The sequence below is a fragment of the Acidovorax sp. SRI_002 genome (assembly GCF_057586455.1).
Genome location: NZ_JBYCZW010000003.1, coordinates 650,911 through 671,336, shown reverse-complemented (window position 1 = coordinate 671,336; position 20,426 = coordinate 650,911). Strand labels below are relative to the sequence as shown.

Annotated in this window: 18 protein-coding genes; 12 read left to right on the top strand and 6 right to left on the bottom strand. The window is 66.0% G+C overall.

The annotated features are described in order from the left end of the window. Nucleotides 1-129: 129 nt before the first annotated feature. On the bottom strand, nucleotides 130-804 hold the full coding sequence (locus AC2YJX_RS11190) for a response regulator (RefSeq protein WP_055394601.1): 675 nt from the start codon (nucleotides 802-804) through the stop codon (nucleotides 130-132). Nucleotides 805-922: 118 nt separating this feature from the next. On the opposite strand from AC2YJX_RS11190, the gene AC2YJX_RS11185 reads away from it, so the two are divergent. From AC2YJX_RS11185 to AC2YJX_RS11175, 3 genes are read left to right on the top strand one after another with little or no spacing between them, the layout of a single operon-like run. Further along, nucleotides 923-1,579, top strand: a complete 657-nt coding sequence (locus AC2YJX_RS11185; protein ID WP_487256077.1) for a response regulator — start codon at nucleotides 923-925, stop codon at nucleotides 1,577-1,579. Then, nucleotides 1,576-2,991, top strand: a complete 1,416-nt coding sequence (locus tag AC2YJX_RS11180) for a sensor histidine kinase (protein WP_487256076.1) — start codon at nucleotides 1,576-1,578, stop codon at nucleotides 2,989-2,991. Before AC2YJX_RS11185 ends, AC2YJX_RS11180 begins: the two co-directional genes overlap by 4 nt. Before the next feature lie 50 nt (nucleotides 2,992-3,041). After that, nucleotides 3,042-4,232 (top strand): serine hydrolase domain-containing protein, encoded by a 1,191-nt coding sequence (locus AC2YJX_RS11175; RefSeq protein ID WP_487256075.1) that lies wholly within the window; start codon nucleotides 3,042-3,044, stop codon nucleotides 4,230-4,232. 29 nt (nucleotides 4,233-4,261) lie between these two features. On the opposite strand, the gene AC2YJX_RS11170 is transcribed toward AC2YJX_RS11175, so the two are convergent. Both AC2YJX_RS11170 and AC2YJX_RS11165 read right to left on the bottom strand, forming a co-directional pair. Further along, complete coding sequence (locus tag AC2YJX_RS11170) at nucleotides 4,262-5,191, bottom strand: N-formylglutamate amidohydrolase (RefSeq protein ID WP_487256074.1); 930 nt, start codon at nucleotides 5,189-5,191, stop codon at nucleotides 4,262-4,264. A gap of 121 nt (nucleotides 5,192-5,312) precedes the next feature. Further along, the gene (locus tag AC2YJX_RS11165) at nucleotides 5,313-6,278 is read right to left on the bottom strand and encodes a Bug family tripartite tricarboxylate transporter substrate binding protein (protein ID WP_121421568.1); all 966 of its coding nucleotides are present in this window, start codon (nucleotides 6,276-6,278) and stop codon (nucleotides 5,313-5,315) included. A gap of 108 nt (nucleotides 6,279-6,386) precedes the next feature. Here AC2YJX_RS11165 and AC2YJX_RS11160 point away from each other — a divergent pair, with 108 nt between their 5' ends. From AC2YJX_RS11160 to AC2YJX_RS11150, 3 genes are all read left to right on the top strand, one after another. Then, on the top strand, nucleotides 6,387-7,364 hold the full coding sequence (locus AC2YJX_RS11160; RefSeq protein ID WP_487256073.1) for a LysR substrate-binding domain-containing protein: 978 nt from the start codon (nucleotides 6,387-6,389) through the stop codon (nucleotides 7,362-7,364). Nucleotides 7,365-7,434: 70 nt separating this feature from the next. Then, the gene (locus AC2YJX_RS11155; RefSeq protein WP_487256072.1) at nucleotides 7,435-7,725 is read left to right on the top strand and encodes a helix-turn-helix domain-containing protein; all 291 of its coding nucleotides are present in this window, start codon (nucleotides 7,435-7,437) and stop codon (nucleotides 7,723-7,725) included. Then, nucleotides 7,680-8,207 carry a Clp protease N-terminal domain-containing protein gene (locus AC2YJX_RS11150; protein WP_487256071.1) on the top strand — a complete coding sequence of 176 codons (528 nt, stop codon included), beginning with the start codon at nucleotides 7,680-7,682 and terminating at the stop codon, nucleotides 8,205-8,207. Before AC2YJX_RS11155 ends, AC2YJX_RS11150 begins: the two co-directional genes overlap by 46 nt. Before the next feature lie 6 nt (nucleotides 8,208-8,213). On the opposite strand, the gene AC2YJX_RS11145 is transcribed toward AC2YJX_RS11150, so the two are convergent. Next, entirely contained in the window at nucleotides 8,214-8,726 is a 513-nt protein-coding gene (locus tag AC2YJX_RS11145; protein ID WP_436131451.1) for a MarR family winged helix-turn-helix transcriptional regulator, read from the bottom strand. 141 nt (nucleotides 8,727-8,867) lie between these two features. Here AC2YJX_RS11145 and recA point away from each other — a divergent pair, with 141 nt between their 5' ends. Next, nucleotides 8,868-9,944 carry a recombinase RecA gene (recA, locus tag AC2YJX_RS11140; protein WP_121422935.1) on the top strand — a complete coding sequence of 359 codons (1,077 nt, stop codon included), beginning with the start codon at nucleotides 8,868-8,870 and terminating at the stop codon, nucleotides 9,942-9,944. A gap of 82 nt (nucleotides 9,945-10,026) precedes the next feature. After that, nucleotides 10,027-10,509, top strand: coding sequence for a recombination regulator RecX (gene recX, locus AC2YJX_RS11135; RefSeq protein ID WP_487256070.1), 483 nt, complete (start codon nucleotides 10,027-10,029; stop codon nucleotides 10,507-10,509). Nucleotides 10,510-10,542: 33 nt separating this feature from the next. Here the strand turns inward: recX and AC2YJX_RS11130 are convergent, their stop codons facing one another. Together AC2YJX_RS11130 and argC are read right to left on the bottom strand one after the other, a co-directional pair. Beyond that, nucleotides 10,543-13,236, bottom strand: a complete 2,694-nt coding sequence (locus tag AC2YJX_RS11130) for a chemotaxis protein CheW (protein ID WP_487256069.1) — start codon at nucleotides 13,234-13,236, stop codon at nucleotides 10,543-10,545. Nucleotides 13,237-13,398: 162 nt separating this feature from the next. Continuing rightward, on the bottom strand, nucleotides 13,399-14,331 hold the full coding sequence (argC, locus tag AC2YJX_RS11125) for an N-acetyl-gamma-glutamyl-phosphate reductase (protein ID WP_487256068.1): 933 nt from the start codon (nucleotides 14,329-14,331) through the stop codon (nucleotides 13,399-13,401). 215 nt (nucleotides 14,332-14,546) lie between these two features. On the opposite strand from argC, the gene sucC reads away from it, so the two are divergent. The 4 genes from sucC (at nucleotide 14,547) to AC2YJX_RS11105 (ending at nucleotide 20,413) form a co-directional block, all read left to right on the top strand. Next, nucleotides 14,547-15,707: an ADP-forming succinate--CoA ligase subunit beta gene (sucC, locus tag AC2YJX_RS11120; protein WP_121508197.1), complete on the top strand. Its 1,161-nt coding sequence runs from the start codon at nucleotides 14,547-14,549 to the stop codon at nucleotides 15,705-15,707. 15 nt (nucleotides 15,708-15,722) lie between these two features. Next, on the top strand, nucleotides 15,723-16,619 hold the full coding sequence (sucD, locus tag AC2YJX_RS11115) for a succinate--CoA ligase subunit alpha (RefSeq protein WP_056056609.1): 897 nt from the start codon (nucleotides 15,723-15,725) through the stop codon (nucleotides 16,617-16,619). Between the two features lie 357 nt (nucleotides 16,620-16,976). Further along, nucleotides 16,977-19,607 carry a CHASE2 domain-containing serine/threonine-protein kinase gene (locus AC2YJX_RS11110; protein WP_487256067.1) on the top strand — a complete coding sequence of 877 codons (2,631 nt, stop codon included), beginning with the start codon at nucleotides 16,977-16,979 and terminating at the stop codon, nucleotides 19,605-19,607. Nucleotides 19,608-19,624: 17 nt separating this feature from the next. Beyond that, nucleotides 19,625-20,413, top strand: coding sequence for a Stp1/IreP family PP2C-type Ser/Thr phosphatase (locus AC2YJX_RS11105; RefSeq protein WP_121421578.1), 789 nt, complete (start codon nucleotides 19,625-19,627; stop codon nucleotides 20,411-20,413). Nucleotides 20,414-20,426: the final 13 nt, after the last annotated feature.

Genomic DNA, 20,426 nt, shown 5'->3' with positions numbered 1-20,426 from the left:
TCCACAGCATGTGCAACTGACGCGGCCAACGCCAGTGCACCCGTGGAACTGGCTCCGCCAGGCCACCGGGTGCGTCCCCCTCCCGAAGGAGAGGGGGAAGGCGCGAAGCGACTCAGGGGGTGCTTCATATCAACCTGGAATCTTTTCCAAACAGTAGCCCAGGCCGCGCACGGTGGCGATGCGGATGGGGCCGCCTTCGATCTTCTTGCGCAGCCGGTGGATGTAGACCTCGATGGCGTTGTTGCTGACTTCTTCGCCCCACTCGCACAGGCGCTCCACCAGTTGCTCCTTGCTCACCAGGCGGCCCGCGCGCTGCAGCAGCACCTCCAAGAGGCCCAGCTCGCGCGCCGACAGCTCGATCATCTTGCCGTCGATGGTGGCCACGCGGCCGGCCTGGTCGTACACCAGCGGGCCGTGTTTGATGGCGCTGCTGGTGCCGCCCATTCCCCGCCGCGTGAGGGCGCGCACGCGGGCTTCGAGCTCCTGCAGGCTGAAGGGCTTGGCCATGTAGTCGTCGGCGCCAAAGTCCAGGCCCTTCACACGCTCTTCCACGCTGTCGGCGGCGGTGAGGATGAGCACGGGCAAGGCGGAGCCTCGGCCGCGCAGCTTTTTGAGCACCTCCAGCCCGTGCATCTTGGGCAGGCCCAGGTCCAGGATGAGCAGGTCGAATTCGTTGTTGGTCAGGAGCGCTGCATCGGCCTCGGTGCCGCTGGCCACGTGGTCCACCACGGCTCCCGAGGCGCGCAGGGTGCGCAGCAGGCCATCGGCCAGCACCTGGTCGTCTTCGGCAATGAGAATGCGCATGCGTTGTCTCCTGGTGAGGTGGCGGCGGTCTGGTGCCGCGCCTGTGCTGTGATTTTAGGCGTCTGGCTCCCCCCCGGTCTTTGGTTTCGTGCAAGCTTGGGCGGGGACAATCACCGCCATGCACATCCTGCTCATTGAAGACGATCTGGACCTGGGACAAGCGCTGCTGCAGGCCCTGCAGCTGGACGGCTTCACGGTGCAATGGCTGCGCAGCATGGCTGCCACACCGCCCGTGCCCGACGCCAACGAGATTGCCGCCGTGCTGCTGGACCTGACCCTGCCCGACGGCCAGGGCATGGCGCTGCTGCGCCACTGGCGGCGCGCGGGGCTCGCGGTGCCCGTGATCGTCATCACTGCCCGCACGGCGCTGCAGGACCGGCTGGACGGCTTGGACGCCGGTGCGGACGACTATGTGCTCAAGCCCTTTCACGTGCCCGAGCTGCTGTCGCGCCTGCACGCGGTGCTGCGGCGCAGCGCCCGCCAGGCCTGCGAGGAATGGACACTGGGCACACTGCGGATTGCGCCCCGGCGGCATGAGGCCTGGCAGGGCGACGCCCTGCTGGCCCTGTCGCCGCGCGAGTTCCGCCTGCTGGTGGAACTGGCCCGCGAGCCCGGCACCGTGGTCGCCAAGAACGTGCTCGCCCAGCGGCTCGAACCGCTGGGCGATGCGCTGGACGCCGCCACGCTGGAGGTGCATATCTCCAACCTGCGCAAGAAGATTAGCGCCCAGCGCGTGGTCACGGTGCGCGGCGTGGGCTACCGGCTGCAGCCATGAAGTGGCCTGTCCTTGCACACGGCGCATGGAACCGATGGTGGGGCCCCAGCCTCACGCGGCGCACCCTGTTGGCGCTGCTTGCAGCCATGGGGCTGGTGTGGCTGGTGCTGCTGGCGCAGATGGCCTACACCCACTACGAGACCATGGGCACCAACCCGGGCGTGCGCCAGCTGGCACAGGGGCTGGCAGTGCCGCTGGCCTCCATGCCCGACCCGGTGGAAGCCCGCGCGCTGGTGCGCGGCACGGCACAGACGTTCAACGCCATGCGCCTGGACGTGGAACTGCTGCAGGGCGAGAAAGTCGTGCTGCAGCTGCAGGACACGCACGGGCAGCTGTTTCACAGCAGCGCCGCCGACCTCCCCGCCGTGGCCCTGGCCGGCCCGTCCGGCCACGCCAAGATGGTGATTGCCGGGCGCCCGCACTGGGCCGCGTGGGAAACCTCGGGCGCGTGGCGCGTGCTGGTGGCCGAGCCCCTGTTGTCCGACGCGCGCCTGCTCAGCTTCATGGGCGAAGACCTCGCGGCCTCGGTGCTGCTGGCGCTGCCCCTGGTGGGACTGCCGCTGTGGCTGGCCGTCCGCACGGGCCTGCGCCCACTGGCGCGGCTGGGTGCCCAGATCGCGGCGCGCTCTGCCCACGACCTGCGCCCCCTACAGGACCTACCGCCCGAGCGCGAACTGCGCGGGCTGGCCCAGGCATTCGACCACTTGCTCAACCGACTGCGCGCCCATCTGGCACGTGAGAAGGCGCTGGTGCACGACGCGGCCCACGAGCTGCGCACGCCCATGGCAGTCATTGCCACCCAGGCCCACGTGCTTCTCCAGGCGCCCGAGGGCCCCGCGCGGGCGCGGGCCTCTGAGGCGCTGATGCACGCCGTTGAGCGCGCGGCCCACCTGAGCGAGCAATTGCTCACGCTGGCTGCGCTGGAGGAAGCCCCGCCCCCCAGCGCCGAACGGCAGGACCTGATGGCCTTGCTGCAGGACTGCCTGGCGCAGCGCATGCGCTGGGCGGACGAGACGGGCGTGGAGCTGTCGCTCGAAGGGCCCGATGCCTGGGTGCTGGCCTTTGACCGCCAGCTGCTGTGGTCGGCGCTGGGCAATGTGCTGGACAACGCCCTCAAGCATGGCTGCGGACCGGGCGCCGGGCACGAGGTGCAGTTGCGCGTGAGCCAGGACGGTGGCGACGTGGTGGTCTGGATTGCCGATGACGGCCCAGGCATTGAGGCCGGCGAGCAGACACGGGTCTTCGAGCGGTTCTGGCGTTCGCCACGCGCGCGCAGCAGCGGCTCCGGCCTGGGGCTCACCATCGCGCAGCAGGCCATGGGACACCTGGGCGGGCGGGTCACTGTCGGCACGGGCCTGCAGGGCCGGGGCGTGGGCTTCACGCTGCGCTGGCCAGCTGAGACCTTTGGGTAGGCCCAAGGTTCGCGTTCCAACAATCGGGCATCTTTTCTTTGCGAGATGCCATGAACTTCCTGAATTTCCTTGCGGCGCGCGGCGCCGTCCTCTCTCGTCGCCGCTGGCTGGCCGCAGCTGGCCTGGGCACCCTGGTGACCGCCTGTGGCGGCGGTAGCGACGATGGCGCTGACGCCTTGCTGGAGCGCCTGCAGTCGCAGGCCAGCAAGCTGGTGTCCCAAGGCGTTGTGGGTGCGGCCACCGGCTGGACGGATTCCACGCGCGCCCAGGTGGCGGTGGCCGGGCTGCGCAGGTTGGGCGGCACCGCCGCGCTGGAGCGCGGCGACCTGATGGCAATTGGCTCCAACACCAAGGCCATGACGGCGTGTGTGGCCGCCAGCGTGGTGGACCAGGGCCTGCTGCGCTGGGACAGCACGCTGGCGCAGACGCTGCCCGGATTGGCCCGCGAGGCCCTGCCCGCCTACCAGGGTGTCACGCTGCGGCAATTGCTGGACCACCGTGCGGGTGTGATGGCATTCAACAAACCGGAGGATGTGGCGATGTTCCTCGGCGAAGTCGGCACCGACGTGCTCACCCGACTGCAAGAGCCCGCCGAAGTGGAGGACTTCTTCCTGCAGTGGCTGCTGCGCCAGGCCCCTGTCCGGGGCACGGGGGCCGACCCGGATTTTGCGTACTCCAACGCTGGCTATGCGCTTGCGGCCCACATGCTGCGCGCCGCCACGGGCCAGGACTGGGAAGACCTGCTGCGCCAACGTCTGGCCCAGCCGCTGGGCATCTCCCTGTTCGTGGGCGAGCCTTTGCGAAGGGGCAGCGACCAGCCCGCAGGCCATGCACTGGAAGGTGGGCAACTACAGCCCCAAAGCTTGCCCGGGGCGCCCGAGCGCGCATGGCTGGAGATCCTAAACCCAGCCGGCGCCGTGAGCCTGGCCGCGCGGGACGACGCCCTGTGGCTGCAATGGCACCTGCACGCCCTCAAGGGCGGCGCCACGCCCCTGCCCCGCAGCTATGTGCAGGGGCTGCAAGACCTGGCACGCGCTCCTGCCAACCGCTATGCGCTGGGGTGGATCACGCACGCCATGCAGGGCGCAGGCTGGCTGTTGCACACGGGCGAAACCGGCGGGTTTCAGGCGTTGTCGCTGGTGGCCATGGACGGGTCGCGCGCCGCCTTTGCGCACAGCAACATCGCCACCGAGGACAGCATCGCGCTGCTGTACGAAGGCGTTTCGGTACTGCTGGCCTGAGAAGCGGTTCTGAAAGCGGCTCGCCCCCGTCAGCGCGGATCGTGCGCGAGCAGCCTGCGCACCAGCGCCTGCAGGTCGGCCTGCAGCCGCGCCATGCCCTCGGGCACCTGCGCCAGCGTGCGCTCGTCCATGTAGAGCTTGCGGTTGATCTCGACCTGGACGCTGTGCCGGTGCTGCGCTGGGTTGCCATAGCGGCGCACCAGCTCCACGCCTTTGTAGGGGTGGTTGTATTCCACGCTGTAGCCACACGCGCGCAGGTGATCGCAGATCAGTGCGGACAGCGCGGGGCTGGCCGTGGTGCCGTCGCGGTCGCCCACCACGAAGTCGGCGTGTTCGAGGCCCGGAAACTCGGTGGCAAAGCGCCCGGCCACGGCGGGCATGGAGTGGCAGTTAAGGTGGATGCTGTAGCCGTGGCGCGCATGGGCGGCATCGATGGCCTGGGCCACTGCCGCGTGGTAGGGGCGCCAGCATTGGTCGATGCGCGCACGCACTTCGGCCACGGTGAGCTGGCGGTGGTAGATGGGCTCACCCTCGTCGGTGAACTTCCAGATCAGGCCCTTGCCCAGGCGCACCTTGCTGAGCACCTTGGGGTCGGTGGAGATGGGGTCGGTCCATTCGCCGTCGATCAGGCTGGTATCCAGCTCGGTGGTGTCGCGGTTGGCATCCAGGTAGATGCGGGGGAAGTGGGCCTCGACCCAGGCCACGCCCAGCGCAGGGGCAAAGGCGTAGATTTTTTCGACATGGGTGTCTTCCGCACGGCGCAGGGTGGCCAAGGCGAGGGCGGAGCCAAAGTCGGCGGGGTACTGAGTGCCGCTGTGGGGAGAGTCAAGCACCAGCGGTGTGCTGCCGGACACCGCAGTGACGGTGGCAGATGGTTGCGTGGCCTGCCCGGGTGAACCGGTGGCTCCCGGTTGGGCGTGCTGAAAGCGGTGGTGGATCAGTTTCAAGGCTGAATGCATAGGCAGAGTGTGCGCAAAATGGGGCGGCTGGCCTAGCCGTCCAGACCGGGCGAAGACCATGGTTATCCCTGTGATGGTCTTCCCCGGCTATGGCCGCCGGGCCCGCGGGCCCGGTGTGGGTTCAATCAAGCACCACCTTGGCGTAGGCGGCAACACCCTTCATTTTCTCGATCTCACGGGCGATCTGTGCGGTGAATTCCTTGGAGGTTGTACCGGAGGGGTACAGGCCCTGACCCGCCAGGCGCTCGCGCACGGCGGGTTCCTTGAGGGCCTGGGCCACGGCCTGCTGGATGCGGTCTATGGCCGCGGCGGGCGTCCCCGCCGGGGCCACCATGCCAAACCAGGAGGGCTCGTTGGCCTGTTTGTAGCCCACCGCCGCATAGGTGGGGACATCGGGCAGGACTTCCAGCCGCACTGGCCACGACACGGCCAGCGCCCTGAGCTTTCCAGCCTTGATGTGGGGCAGCGAGGAAGCCACCTGGTCAAAGTACACCCCGACCTGGCCAGCCAGCACGTCGTTGATGGCCGGACCCGCACCGCGGTAAGGGATGTGAACCATGGAGACACCTGCGCTGCGCTTAAACAGCTCGCCCCACATGTGTCCGATGGTGCCGTTGCCCGGAGTGGCATAAGCCACTTTGCCGGGGTTGGCCTTGAGATAGCTCACCAGCTCGGCGAGGTCTTTGACGGGCAGGACGGCGGGGTTGACCACCACCACGCCGGGCGCTTTCACGATCTCGGTCACGCCCACAAAGTCCTTGATCGGATCGTAAGGCAGCTTGCTGTACACGGCGGGGTTCACACCGTGGGTGGACAACGTGGCCACGCCCAGGGTCAGACCGTCCGCAGAAGCCCGCGCCACTTCAGCCATGCCGATGGAGCCGCCTGCGCCGCCCCGGTTTTCCAGCACCACGGGCTGCTTGAGGATGCGGGCCAGTGACTCCTGCAAGCTGCGGGCGGTAATGTCGGTAGCGCCGCCGGGGGGAAAGGGCACGATGATACGCAGAGGCTTGACCTCTTGCGCCAAGGACATTCCAGGAACGAAAGATACAGCGGCCAGCGCTGAGAGCATGTGACGGCGTTGCATGGGTTCTTCTCCTATAAGGAGCCACAAGGTTAAGTGAGGCATACACAACCGCCAAGCAATGGATACGCCTGATAACATTCCATTCTGGAATGATTAAATCCAACAACCATGTCCTCCCTTCGTCGGCTGTCGCCCCCTTTGCACCTGTTGCGCGCGTTTTCCATGGTCACGCGGTTTGGCAGCGTCTCGCGCGCTGCCGAGGCTTTGCACCTCACGCAAAGCGCGGTCAGCAAGCAGGTCAAGGAGCTGGAGGGCTGGGTGGGCGTGGCATTGTTTGAGCGCAGCCGCAAGCGCTTGGCGCTGACGCCCGCGGGCGAACGCTACGAGAAAGCCGTGCGCGCGGTGCTGGCGCAGCTGGAGGCCGCCACCCTGGAGCTGATCACCAGCGACGACGGTGGCGGGGCGCTGCACCTGTCCAGTCTGCCCACGTTTGCGGCCAAGTGGCTCATCCCGCGCCTGCCGCAGTTCCAGCAGCTGCACCCGCAGGTCACGCTGCACTTCGTGCCCTACGTGCACAGCTACGACTTCGAGCGGCCCGAGCTGGACTGCTCCATCCTGTTCGGTGAAGGCCACTGGCCCGGCGCACACGCGCACTACATCACGGGCAACGAGGTGGCCTTGATCGCCCCGCGCACCCGCGTGGCCGACTGGACCATCGACACGCCAGGCGATGTGGCCCACCACACACTGATGCGCCACGTGACGGTGCCCGAGGCCTGGCTGCGCTGGAGCGAGACACACGGGGTGGAAGCCCTCATCGACCCGCTGGCCGGGCCGCAGTTCGACCAGTTCCAAACCATGATCCGCGCGGTGATGGCCGGCATGGGCCTGGCGCTGGTACCGCGCTGCTTGGTGCAGGATGAAATCACGGCGGGCCTGGTGCGCGAGCCCCTTGCCGGCCATCCGCTGCGCGGCGGCTTCCGCAGCGACATGGGCTACTGGTTTTGTTACCCCGAGGGCCGCACGCAGCTGCAGGCGCTGCAGTGCTTTCGACAGTGGTTGCTGGCGTGTGAATCGCCCGGGGGTGAGACAGTGCTTTCGCCACCCACACCGGGTGCAGGGCCGATCGCGCTCGTTCCGCGGTGACGCCTTGCTGTGAACAGGCCGTCGTCAACATGGGTTGACGATAGAGCTATTCGTCAACTATAGTTGACGAATGCAAGCGCCACCCGCACTCCCCTCACCCGACAACCCCGAGGCCGCGCTGGCTGCCGTAGTCGCCTTGCGGCTGATGGCCGACCGGCTGGAAGCTGCCGCCGTGGCTGCGGCGCTGGAGCAAGGGTGGTCGTGGGCACAGATTGCCCAGGCCCTGGGCGTGAGCAAGCAGGCAGCGCACAAGCGCCTGTCACCCCACATGCCCCAGGCCCCACAGCGCCCCGTTCTTGAGAAGGAGTTATCACCATGTTTCGCCAATTGCAGCACCGCTTCCAGAGCATGCGCACCCTGAGCCGCCTGTGCACCGGCGCCGAGGCACATGCCCGCGCAAGCGGCCAAGCCGCACCGGGGGCAGAGCATTTTTTGCTGGCCGCCATCGACCTTCCCGATGGGTCGGCCCGGCGTGCGCTGGAGAGCATGGGCGTCGCACCCGCCGCCGTGCGGGATGCGATCGAGCAGCAGTACCGCGATGCGCTACGCAGCGTGGGGCTGGATGCAACCCTGCCGGAGGCGCCAGCCCTCGCGCCACCGGCCCCGGGCCTCTACCGGGCACAGCCATCGGGCCAGGAGGTCATGCAGACGCTGGCGCGCTCCCGCAAGAGCCAGGGCGGCCCCCTTCTGGGCGCCCACGTGGTGGCAGCGGTGGCCACCATGCCGCACGGCGTGGCGGCACGCACGCTGCGTGCCATGGGCATTGACGCTGACCAGCTGGTGGCAGTGGCGCAGGCCCAGGTGTCAACGGCAACAGCAACCGCAACGGGTACAGCCGACTAGCCGGGTTCAGCGCATCAACATGCCCGCCCCATCGCCGCCCGCATAGGCCTCCAGCCCAATCGCCACCACAGTGGCCACGTCATGGCCCACTTCGGCCCGGAACTCGGCCTCCGCCTGCGCCACAGCATCGCGAAACGCCTGCAGCCAGGCCAACCCCGTGGACGTAAAACACACGCGGCGGGCGCGCGCGTCCAGCGGGTCGGCCTCGCGCGTGACCAGGCCCCAGGCCTCGCACTGGTCCACCAGGTTGGCCATGGCCTGCTTGGTCATGCCCGCCCGCTGGGCCAGGTCGGTCAGTCGGTCGCCCTGCAAGGCCAGGTGCCGGGTGATGTGCACATGCGCGGCCGTCACCTGGTCGCGCGCCGCCAGGTTGGACAGCGCCAGCGGCACCTCCACATTGCGCGCCATGAGCTGCAGCACGCGCGCGTCAAAACGCCGCATGGCGTGGCCGAACAGGCGACCCAGGTGGGTCTGGCGCCAGCCGTCTTCGGCAGGGGATGGAAGGGGCAAATCAGGCATCACCGAATTGTCAGGCAAACTGACTAAATTATCCTTGAAGACCTTGCAACAGCTCGCATAAACTACTGTTCAAGCATCCAGCCTGTGATTAACCGCAGAGCGATGCAAGCATCCAACCTGTTGTTTTTCAAGGAGTTTCTCATGGACGTCGCAGTCAAAGGCACCAACCCCGCATTGCCCGTGAACACCGAAAAGGCCAAGGCCCTGGCCGCTGCGCTCGCCCAGATCGAGAAGCAGTTTGGCAAGGGCACGATCATGCGCCTGGGTGAAGGTGAGGTGATCGAGGACATCCAGGTTGTCTCCACCGGCTCGCTGGGCCTCGATATCGCGCTGGGCGTGGGCGGTCTGCCCCGTGGCCGTGTGGTCGAGATCTATGGCCCGGAATCGTCGGGCAAGACCACGCTCACGCTGCAGGTGATTGCCGAGATGCAGAAGCTGGGCGGTACCTGCGCGTTTGTGGATGCCGAACACGCGCTGGATGTGCAGTACGCCCAGAAGCTGGGTGTGCAGCTGTCCGACCTGCTGATCAGCCAGCCCGACACCGGCGAGCAGGCGCTGGAAATTGTGGACAGCCTGGTGCGCTCCGGCGCCGTGGACCTGATCGTGGTGGACTCGGTCGCCGCGCTCACGCCCAAGGCCGAAATCGAAGGCGAGATGGGCGACGCGCTGCCCGGCCTGCAGGCCCGCCTGATGAGCCAGGCGCTGCGCAAGCTGACCGCCACGATCAAGAAGACCAATTGCATGGTCATCTTCATCAACCAGATCCGCATGAAGATCGGCGTGATGTTCGGCTCGCCCGAAACCACCACCGGCGGTAACGCGCTCAAGTTCTATGCCTCCGTGCGCCTGGATATCCGCCGCACCGGCACCATCAAGAAGGGCGACGAAGCCATCGGCAACGAAACCAAGGTCAAGGTGGTCAAGAACAAGGTGTCGCCCCCGTTCAAGACAGCAGAGTTCGACATCCTGTTCGGCGAGGGCATCAGCCGCGAGGGCGAAATCATCGACATGGGCGTGACCGCCAAGATCGTGGAAAAGAGCGGTGCCTGGTACGCTTACAACGGCGAAAAAATCGGCCAGGGCCGCGACAACGCGCGTGAGTTCCTGCGTGAGAACCCCGACCTCGCCCGCGAGATCGAGAACAAGGTGCGCGAAGGCCTGGGCATTGCGCTGCTGCCTGGCGCACTGCAGGCCCCTGCCGCCACTGCGGACGAGTGAACTCCGAAGTTTCAAGCAAAATTGGCTGCTAGCGCTTGATTGGCAAGCACCAGCAGCTATTAAATTTGAAGCAAATAGATTCATGGGGTTCACCACGCTCTCGCTCAAGGGCCGGGCCCTGCGCCTGCTAAGCCAGCGGGAGCATTCCCGCAGCGAGCTGGCCGCCAAGCTGGCGCCCCATGCAGAGAGCCCCGAGGAGCTGGCCGCCCTGCTGGACATGCTGGTGGAGCAGGACTGGCTGAGCGACCAGCGCGCGGCCCAATCCCTGGTGCACCGCCGTGGCCCCCGCCTGGGTGCAGCCCGCCTCGTTCGGGAACTGCGCAACCGGGGAGTGGCCGATGAGCTGGTGCGCGAGGCCACGGCCCCGCTGCTGACCACCGAGGTGCAGCGTGCCCGAGAGGTATGGCAGCGCAAGTTTGGCCAGGTGCCGCTGGACATGAAAGAACGCTCGCGCCAGGTCCGCTTCCTGATGGCACGCGGCTTCACGATGCATGCCATCCAGAAAGCCATTGGTGGCGATACGGACGGCGACACGAATGACGAGGACCCTGGCGGCGCCACCTGACCCAACCGGGCAGCGTCCACAGACCAGGCCCGGTCAGCGCTGTGTTGTCAACTCTGCAGAGGTACTGCTGGCTGAGGGTGCCGCAAGCACCTCGGGTGGCAAGGGTACCCACCGGGCATCCAGGCCATTGGGGTCCACCACATACACGATGGCCTGGCCCGAGCCTCGGTCGCTCAGGATGCCCGTGATCCATGGGGCATGTGCGGACACGCTGCCCGGCACAGGGTGCACGCTGTCCTGCGACACCACGCCCACCAGACGCTCCACCAACAGCACCACCGGGCGGCCCTGGCTCTTGACCACGACCGCCACGGCCCGCCGAGGGTCGGCCAATGCAGACAGGCCCGCAATGCGGCAGGCGTCATAGGCGGGCGCCATGCGGGTGCCGCCTTCGTGGGCAATCTCCAGCATGCCGGCCAGCTGCGCCGGGCCCGGCACCTGCACCAGGCGCGCGGCCGACATGGCCTGCTGCACGTGCATGCTGTCAATGGCCAGCAGCAGGGCGCCACAGGCCACCACACCATAGCGGCGCACATTGCCGCCCGCCCCCTGCACAGATGACTGCGGCAAGGCCAGGGCACCGCCGCTGACCACGGCGGGCTGCACGGGCATCAGCAATACGGAGTACACGGGTTCCCGGTATCCATCGTCGCGCTTGAATTCCCGGTATCCGGTGCTGACCGCCACACCCGCCAGATAGTCCCGCCCTTGCCAGTGCACGCGCTGCGCGGTGGCGGGCAGGACAGACGCAGTCGCCGCAGAGGAAGTTCTTGCGCCCTGCCCGGGCTGCCGCCCTGCGGCGGCGGGTGGCACTGCGGCCCGTGCGATATCTGCCACAAAAGGCAGCACAGGTTGGGCACCGCCCAGAGCGGCATCCGGGCCATCCTCGTCAGCGCTGGCCAGCACGCGTCCCTGCGCATCGGTGAAGAAGCCGCGCATGCCCTGGCCCTGCGGCAGTGCGTCGCGCAGCATGGCCTTCAGCTCGGTGGCGCAGTTGAAAGCCAGCGCGATGCCGCCCACCACCGGGCCGCCCGGCGCAGCGCGCAGCGCGGCGCAGTACACATAGGCGGGCAAGCCATCGGCCAGCGCCTGGGGCTGCATGGGCGACACGGCGTAGGCCTGCGAACCTTGCAAGGCCAGGGTGCGCCGGACCAGGTCGGCATCCAGCTGCAGGTCGGCGGGCAGCGTGTTGGCATCGCAGGACACGGCCACCACGAGCCCCTGGCGGTCAAACAGCGCCACGCGCCGGTACACCGTGTAGAGGCTGTTGAGGTGCGCGAGGATCTGTGCCGCGCGCTGTGCTGCAGCGGCTGATTGCCCGGGCGCGCCCCGCGCCTGGATGTCACCCAGCGCATGGGCCAGTTCTTCGGACAGCGCCCACCAGCGGCAGTCGTTGGCACGTTCGTAGAGGTTGCGGTCCATGATGCGGACCGCCAGGCCGGCATGGGCCTTCATCTCGGCGCGGCGCCCTGCCAGCAGCAGTCCGCGCAGTTCCTGGATGGCACCGTCGAAGACGGCAATGGTGTCCTTGCCCGTGCGCCCGATCTGGTCAAACACGGCATGGATCGACGAGCCTGCACTCACCGCCGATTCGGCCACCTTGCCATTCCAGATCACGCGGGTAAGCCCTTCTTCGATGGCGCGGGCGCGTTCCACAATGGCGCGCAGCATGGGATCGTCCACCTCCATGCGCGCTGCCTCAGCCGTCGCCTGCGCGCCACCGCCCCCTGCAGACTCCTGCATACCTTGCTCGCCCTTGAACGCCGCATCCAGCCGCACCAGCGCCACCGCCCGCCAGGGCAGGCCTTGGTAGCCCTGATAGCCCCGGGTGGTGCGCGCCTGCGCCAGGTAGTCGTGGCCCCGGTGGGTGCAGGGGCGGGCGTCAAGCGACTGCAGAGAGCCAGTGGCCAGGACCTCGCCCACCGAGAATTCAGCGGGCTTGCTGGACGCAATGACACGGTCACTGCCATCTACGAGCAGCAGCGCCACGCGGTCCTCGGGGTCGCGCAGGTCGGCAAAGATCGACTCCAGCTCGGAATGGAGTCCAAAGCGCAGCACCACGGCCCCGCAGGCGCGCCCCTGCGCCGATACAACGCGGTGCACATACAGTAGCAGATCGCCTTCGCCGGGATACCAGCCCGAGGCACCGTAGTGCTCGCCATAACCGGACCTGTCCATCGCACCCCGCCACCAGGAGGGCTCCTGCACAACCAAGGCCTCAGTCACCTGCCGGTCTTGCAGGCCCAGCAACGGATGGGCACAGGCATCCAGCAGCAGGATGTCGTCATAGACGGTGTATTTGGCGCGGTACTCTTGCAACCGCTGGCGCAGCAGCGTGGCGGCATCGGGGTCGCCTTGGACTGCCGCAGCCTCCACAAAAGCCACCAGCGGTCCATCGGTGGCGATGAAGCCGACATCGGCCGTGCGCTCGAAAAGGTTGCGCACCAGAATATCGATGGCCACCTGGGCGCGGGACGCCAGGTCGCCCATGCGGTTGCTCAGGTGGGTGGTGGCAATGTGCTCCACCATCTCCTGGGCCAGCGTGGCGAACGCGGTACGCGTCTGGTCCAGGGTATGCAGGAAACCCGCCGCCTCGCCCGGGCACACGATGCGTGCAGTGGTGTCGATGACCTCCCAGCGAAGATCCAGGCGCTGCAACGCAGCTTCGAGCTTCTGCAGCGACCGCATCTGCGGCGCCACGATGTCATAAGACAGTGGAAAACCCATCAGCCCCCCAAACATACGGCGTGCGCCAGTGGGCCTGGCGTGGTCAGCGGTCTGGAATCAGCTTAAACGATTCCGCCAGGGAGGCCCATAGAAAAAACGCGCCAGGTCTGGCGCGTCGAAAACCTGCCGGGCAGACAGGAGGGTGGGGAAATCCGTAGCGGTTCAGAGACCGAGCATCAGCTGCAGGTTCTGCACTGCGGCGCCGCTGGCACCTTTGCCCAGGTTATCCAGGCGCGCGATGACCACGGCCTGCCGGTATTGCTCGTTGGCAAACACGCGCAGCTCCAGCTTGTTGGTGTCGGTCAGCGTGTCGGCGGCGAGCTTCAAATCATAGGTGGGCGGCAGCACGCTGACCCACTGCTCGGGCGTGTTGGTGCGGCCGTAGTGGCTGGCCAGCGCGTCGTGCAGGTCGCGGGCCTTGGGGGCGCCGGGCAACAGGTCCAGGTGCAGCGGCAACTGCACCAGCATGCCCTGGCGGAAGTTGCCCACGGCGGGGATGAACACCGGGCGGCGTGTGAGGCCGGTGTAGCGCAGGATTTCGGGGATGTGCTTGTGCGTCAGGCCCAGGGCGTAGGCCTCATACGGCGCTGCAGTGCCTGCCTCGTACGCTTCGATCATGGTGCGGCCGCCGCCGGAATAGCCCGACACCGAAGGCAGGCTCAAAGGGTAGTCCGCAGGGATCAGGCCAGCGTCCACCAGCGGGCGCAGCATGGCAATCGCGCCCGTGGCGTAGCAGCCGGGGTTAGAGACACGGGTGGCGTCGCGCACCGCCTGCGCCTGCGATGCAGCGAGTTCTGGAAACCCGTACACCCAGCCATCGGCCGTGCGGTGGGCCGTGCTGGCGTCGATCACCTTGACCTTGCGGCCCGAGGTGCGCTCGATCTCGTCCACCATGGCCACGGTGTCGCGCGCTGCATCGTCGTGAAGACACAGCACCACCAGGTCCACCCCCGCGATCAGGTCGCTCTTGGCGGCCGGGTCTTTGCGCAACTCGGGCGCAATGCTGACCAGCTCGATCTGCGGCATGGCCTGCAGGCGCTCGCGGATCTGCAGGCCCGTGGTACCGGCTTCGCCATCGATAAAGACTTTGGACATGGAGGTGCTCCTGCAAAAAGGCGGCAGCGGCTGCCGGAATAGAAAAGAGAAAAAGGGGGTATGGGAAGGCTACCAGCCCAGCCCAGGGTGTAAGTTAGGCACAAGGATGGTGCGTTGCAACATGATACAGTCGCGGGTTGCCATGTCCCAAGCCCGCGGCCAGACATCTGTTCATGGTAAACGGGTAACTACCACCCTTCCCTGAGAGAGACCTCATGAAGATTCACGAATACCAAGGCAAGGAAATCTTGCGCAATTTTGGTGTGCCCGTTCCGCGTGGCATTCCCGCATTCACGGTGCAAGAAGCCGTTGAAGCAGCCCAGAAGCTCGGCGGCCCCGTGTGGGTGGTCAAGGCCCAGATCCACGCCGGTGGCCGTGGCAAGGGCGGCGGCGTGAAGGTTGCCAAGACCATTGACGACGTGAAGGCACGCGCCAGCGAAATCCTGGGCATGCAGCTGGTCACGCACCAGACGGGCGCTGAGGGCCAGAAGGTTCGCCGCCTGTACATCGAAGACGGCGCCGACATCAAGAACGAACTGTATGTGTCGCTGGTCACCGACCGCGCCACGCAAAAGGTCGCCCTGATCGCTTCGAGCGAAGGCGGCATGGACATCGAGGAAGTGGCCCACTCCACGCCCGAGAAGATCATCACCGAGATGATCGACCCGCTGACCGGCATCACTGAGGCGCAGAGCCGCAAGGTGGCAGCAGCCATCGGCCTGACCGGTGCATCGATCGATCAGGCCGTGGACATCTTCGCCAAGATCTACAAATGCTACATGGACACCGATGCGTCGCTGGTGGAAATCAACCCGCTGAACTGCGACTCCAAGGGCAACCTGATGGCCCTGGACGCGAAGTTCAACTTTGACGCCAACGCGCTGTTCCGCCACCCCGAAATCGTGGCCTTCCGCGATCTGGACGAAGAAGATCCGGCCGAAGTGGAAGCCTCCAAGTTCGACCTGGCCTACATCAGCCTGGACGGCAACATCGGCTGCCTGGTGAACGGCGCCGGCCTGGCCATGGCCACCATGGACACCATCAAGCTGTTCGGCGGCGAGCCAGCCAACTTCCTGGACGTGGGCGGCGGTGCCACCCCCGAGAAGGTGACCGAAGCCTTCAAGATCATGCTGAAGAACCCCAAGGTCGAAGGCATTCTGGTCAACATCTTCGGCGGCATCATGAAGTGCGACACCATCGCCACCGGCGTGATCACCGCCTGCAAGGCCGTGAACCTGAACGTGCCGCTGGTCGTGCGCATGAAGGGCACGAACGAAGAGCTGGGCAAGAAGATGCTGGCCGAGTCCGGCCTGCCCATCATCGCTGCAGACACCATGGCCGAAGCTGCGACCAAGATCGTTGCTGCCGTCAAGTAAGCCCGGAGAACACACATGTCGATCTACATCAACAAAGACACCAAGGTCATCACCCAGGGCATCACGGGCAAGACTGGCCAGTTCCACACCGAAAAGTGCCAGGAATACGCGAACGGCAAGAACTGCTTCGTGGCGGGCGTGAACCCCAAGAAGGCGGGCGAGTCGATCTTCAACATCCCGATCTACGCATCCGTCAAGGAAGCCGCCCAACAGACTGGCGCCACCGTGTCGGTGATCTACGTGCCTCCAGCAGGCGCTGCGGATGCCATCTGGGAAGCCGTCGAAGCCGACTTGGACATGGCCATCTGCATTACCGAAGGCATTCCGGTCAAGGACATGCTGATGGTGCGCAACAAGATGAAGGCCAAGGAAGCCGCTGGCGGCAAGAAGACGCTGCTGCTGGGCCCCAACTGCCCTGGCCTGATCACGCCTGACGAAATCAAGATCGGCATCATGCCCGGTCACATCCACCGCAAGGGCCGTATCGGCGTGGTGTCCCGCTCGGGCACGCTGACGTACGAAGCCGTGGCCATGCTGACCGAAGTTGGCCTGGGCCAGTCGAGCGCTGTGGGCATTGGTGGCGACCCCATCAACGGTCTCAAGCACATCGACGTGATGAAGGCTTTCAACGACGATCCAGACACCGACGCCGTGATCATGATTGGCGAAATCGGCGGTCCTGACGAAGCCGAAGCCGCCCAGTGGTGCAAGGCCAACATGAAGAAGCCTATCGTGGGCTTCATCGCTGGCGTGACGGCCCCTCCCGGCAAGCGCATGGGCCACGCTGGCGCGCTGATCTCTGGCGGCGCCGACACGGCCGATGCCAAGCTGGCGATCATGGAAGAGTCGGGCTTCATCATCACCCGCAATCCTTCGGAACTGGGCAAGCTGCTCAAGGCCCAGCTGAAGTAAATCTCGCTACGCCCGTCCGCGTCACCGCGGACATCTCGGGCTTGAGGGCTCGCAGAGGAAGGCGAATTCAAAAAAAAGCGCCCGGAACCAACGCTCCGGGCGCTTTTTGCATGGGTGGGCCAAAGTGTGTCCGGTGGCTCGTCGCATTCGGGTGACAAAAATGGCACACCCGATTCACGCATCCTGCCTGCCCCGACAAGAACCGCCATCGAATCCTCGATGAACCACCCGTCGCACGCGGTTGGGGGTCACACCAAGCCCCCTGGCGCCCCGGCTTAAATATTGCTTTGAACAGCTCTCAATACAGAGAGTGGAATATCAGCAGTGGGACGAACAACCTCGGGGCGGTGGCTTGGCATGTGGCGTACCGATGGTTTGCGGGGCGCATTGGCTGCGGCGGTGCTGGTTGCACTGTGCGCAGCCACGGGTCTGTTCCAGTGGCTGGAGTACCGCGTGTATGACGCTGCGACCAGCATCCACACGCCAGCCCCGCTGCCTGAAATTGCCATCATCGGCATCGACGATGCCACCCTTGAAAGCTTGGGCAACGGCCCCTGGTCTCGGGATGTCTACGCCAAGTTGATCGACCAGCTTTCGGCGGCTGGCGCCAAGACCATTGTCCTGACCCCGTCTTTTGCCGAACCCCAGTCCGACCGTGGCCTTGCCTACCTTCGCAAAATGCGGGACACGATGGCGCGGGCGGGGGACACATCCCCGCTGGCGACGGAGTTGAGCCGCACCGTAGACGAGGCGGAGAAGGCTCTGGATTCTGACGCGCGCCTGGCCGCCAGCATCCAACGGGCCGGCAACGTTTTCCTGGCCTCGCGCTACACCCTGGCGGGCGGTGCCCGCACACCGCTGCCCGCCTATGTGCACCGCAGCGTTTTGCCGAACCCGGCAAGCTTTGCGATCCCCGCCACATCGGCGCAAAACCCGGTAGCCGGGATCGGTTCGGTGGCGGCAGGCGTCGGTCATCTTTCGGTCGCCCTGGACGAAGATGGACACCTTCGCGGCATTCCCCTTCTGCTGCGGTACGACGACGTCGGCGTGCCCTCCTTGGCCTTGCTCGCGGCCAGGCACAGTCTGCACCTGGGCCAAAACGAACTGCGGGTTCAGACGGAGCCTCAGGGCATTCGCATGGGTGGGCTGCACGTTGTGACCGACGGTTCGGCGGTGATGCACCCGCGATTTCACGCGGCGCCGGACGGTGCCTCCGCATTCCCTGTGGTGTCTTTTGCCCAGGTATCCAGCGGCAAGATTCCGCCACAGGACTTCAAGGACAAAGTGGTACTGCTGGGTGAGACAAGCAACGCGCTGGTCACCCCGTGGGTCCAGTCCAGCACGCGCACGATGTATCCCGTGGAGGTACTGGCGCAAACGCTGTCCGCCATAAGGCTGGGCCTCGGGGTGCAACGGCCTGAGTGGGCATGGACGGCGTCCTGGGGCAGCGCACTGGGAGCATTGCTCTTTGTTGCGCTGGCCCTTCCGAGACTCTCTCGTCCAGCCGGTGGAGTGCTGGGCGCAGGGCTCCTGCTCCTGCTCGCCGCCACTGAGTGGGGCCTGCTGCGTTACGCAGGGCTCTGGATTCCTTTGGCGCCCGGCGTGCTGGCTTTGTTGGGAGGCATCACAGCCTTTGCCGTGCTGGGCAAGCTCAGCGCAAGAGGTACGCCCCCATCAGCGGAAACCGCCGAAACCGATCGCATGATGGGGCTTGCGCTGCAAGGGCAGGGCCAATTGGACATGGCCTTCGAGCGCTTGCGCCGAGTGCCGCCCAGCGATGCCCTGATGGACAACCTGTACCACCTGGCTCAGGACTTTGAGCGCAAGCGCAACTTTGCCAAGGCCAAGTCCGTCTACAAACACATCCTGCAGCACAACAAGGGATACAAGGATGCCCATGCACGGTACAAGCGTGTGCGGGCGCACTTGCAGAAGGAAACTGGCGCCCCGTCCAGCACACCCGCATCGATTCCCCCCACCCCAGCGCCGCGCCTGCCAGGTGATGCCGCAACCGGCATACCGATGCTGGGCCGCTATCAGATAGACAGGGAGATTGGCAAAGGGGCGATGGGCGTGGTCTACCTGGGAAGAGACCCAAAGATTGGACGCGTGGTTGCCATCAAGACCCTGGCGCTCGGCGAAGAGTTCGAGGGCGACGCACTCATCGACGCCAGAGCCCGGTTCTTTCGCGAGGCAGAAACAGCGGGGCGCCTGCAGCACCCCTGCATCGTGACGATCTTTGATGCTGGCGAGGAACACGATCTGGCCTACATCGCCATGGAGTTCCTCAAGGGCGCAGACCTGGCGCGGGCCTGCCATGCTGGGCATCTTCTACCGGTGGCCACGGTGCTTTCCATCGGAGCACGCGTTGCCGAGGCGCTGGACTACGCCCACGCACACAACGTGGTGCACCGCGACATCAAGCCTGCCAACATCATGTTCGACGCCGCCACGGATGCCGTGAAGGTGACGGATTTTGGCATTGCACGCATCACGGATTCCAGCAAGACACGCACAGGACTGGTTCTGGGAACCCCAAGTTTCATGTCACCGGAACAACTCGCAGGCAAGAAGGTAGATGGCCGGTCAGACCTCTACTCATTGGGTGTCACGTTGTTTCAGCTGCTGACGGGCTCGCTGCCGCTGCGCGGGGAGTCGATGACGGAGCTGATGCACAAAATCGCCAACACGGAGGCGCCCGACATTCGGCAACTGCGCCCCGAGCTTTCCCCCGCCGCGGCGCGCGTGGTGGCCCAGGCCCTTCAGAAACGCCCGGAGGCCCGGTGCCAGACGGGCCGGCAATTTGCCGCCGACCTGCGGCAGGCGGGCGTGGCAGCCGGACAGGCGGGATCGCCGGAGCCGGGAGCAGTCGTCTATGATGCGGACCGCGATGCAACAGGGCATGAAATGGCGGATTTTCAGAGAACCGTGATGGAGCAACCCGCTGGGCGGGGCGCGGCATCCCCGCCGATTTCAGGCGCCCGATGACGCTCGCCCCAACATCCATGACCTACGAATTTTTCGCACGCACCGACAAAGGCCGCGTGCGCACCAACAATGAAGATGCGGTGGCGGTCGACCGGGATGCTCAGGTCGCCATCCTCGCCGATGGCATGGGCGGATACAACGCTGGTGAAGTGGCAAGCGGCATGGCCACCACGTTCATCCGCACCGAGATGGCCCGCTGGTTGGGGCAGGCCGGCAGCACTCCCCAATCGACCGACGTGCGGCGAGCCCTGGAGATCTGCGTCGAGAACGCCAACCATGCCATTCTGGGTGCCTCGCTTTCCAACCCCCAATATGCGGGAATGGGCACCACCCTGGTGGTCGGGGTTTTCCACGGCAGCCGCCTCATCCTCGGACATATTGGCGACTCCCGCTGCTATCGCCTGCGCGATGGCACCCTGCAGCAGATCACACGTGACCACTCCTGGCTCCAGGAACAGGTTGATGCCGGCCTGCTTACAGCGCAGCAAGCCGCGCTGTCGTCCAACCGCAATCTCGTTACCCGTGCGCTGGGCGTAGAGCCCAATGTCATGATGGAAGTCAACGAGTTTCAGGTGGCCCCCAATGACTTGTTCCTAATGTGTTCAGACGGCCTCACGGACATGGTCGCTGACTCTGACTTGGCGGAACTGGTGCGAACACCACTGCCTTTGGAGGAAAAAGCCACATTGCTCATCGACACTGCCAATGCGAACGGTGGGCGTGATAACGTCAGCGTACTGCTGGTGCAAGCGGCTGCGGGGGGCAAGAAACGCGGCCTTATGTCCCGATTGCTAGGGGCCGCGTAAGTGGCGCCGACTA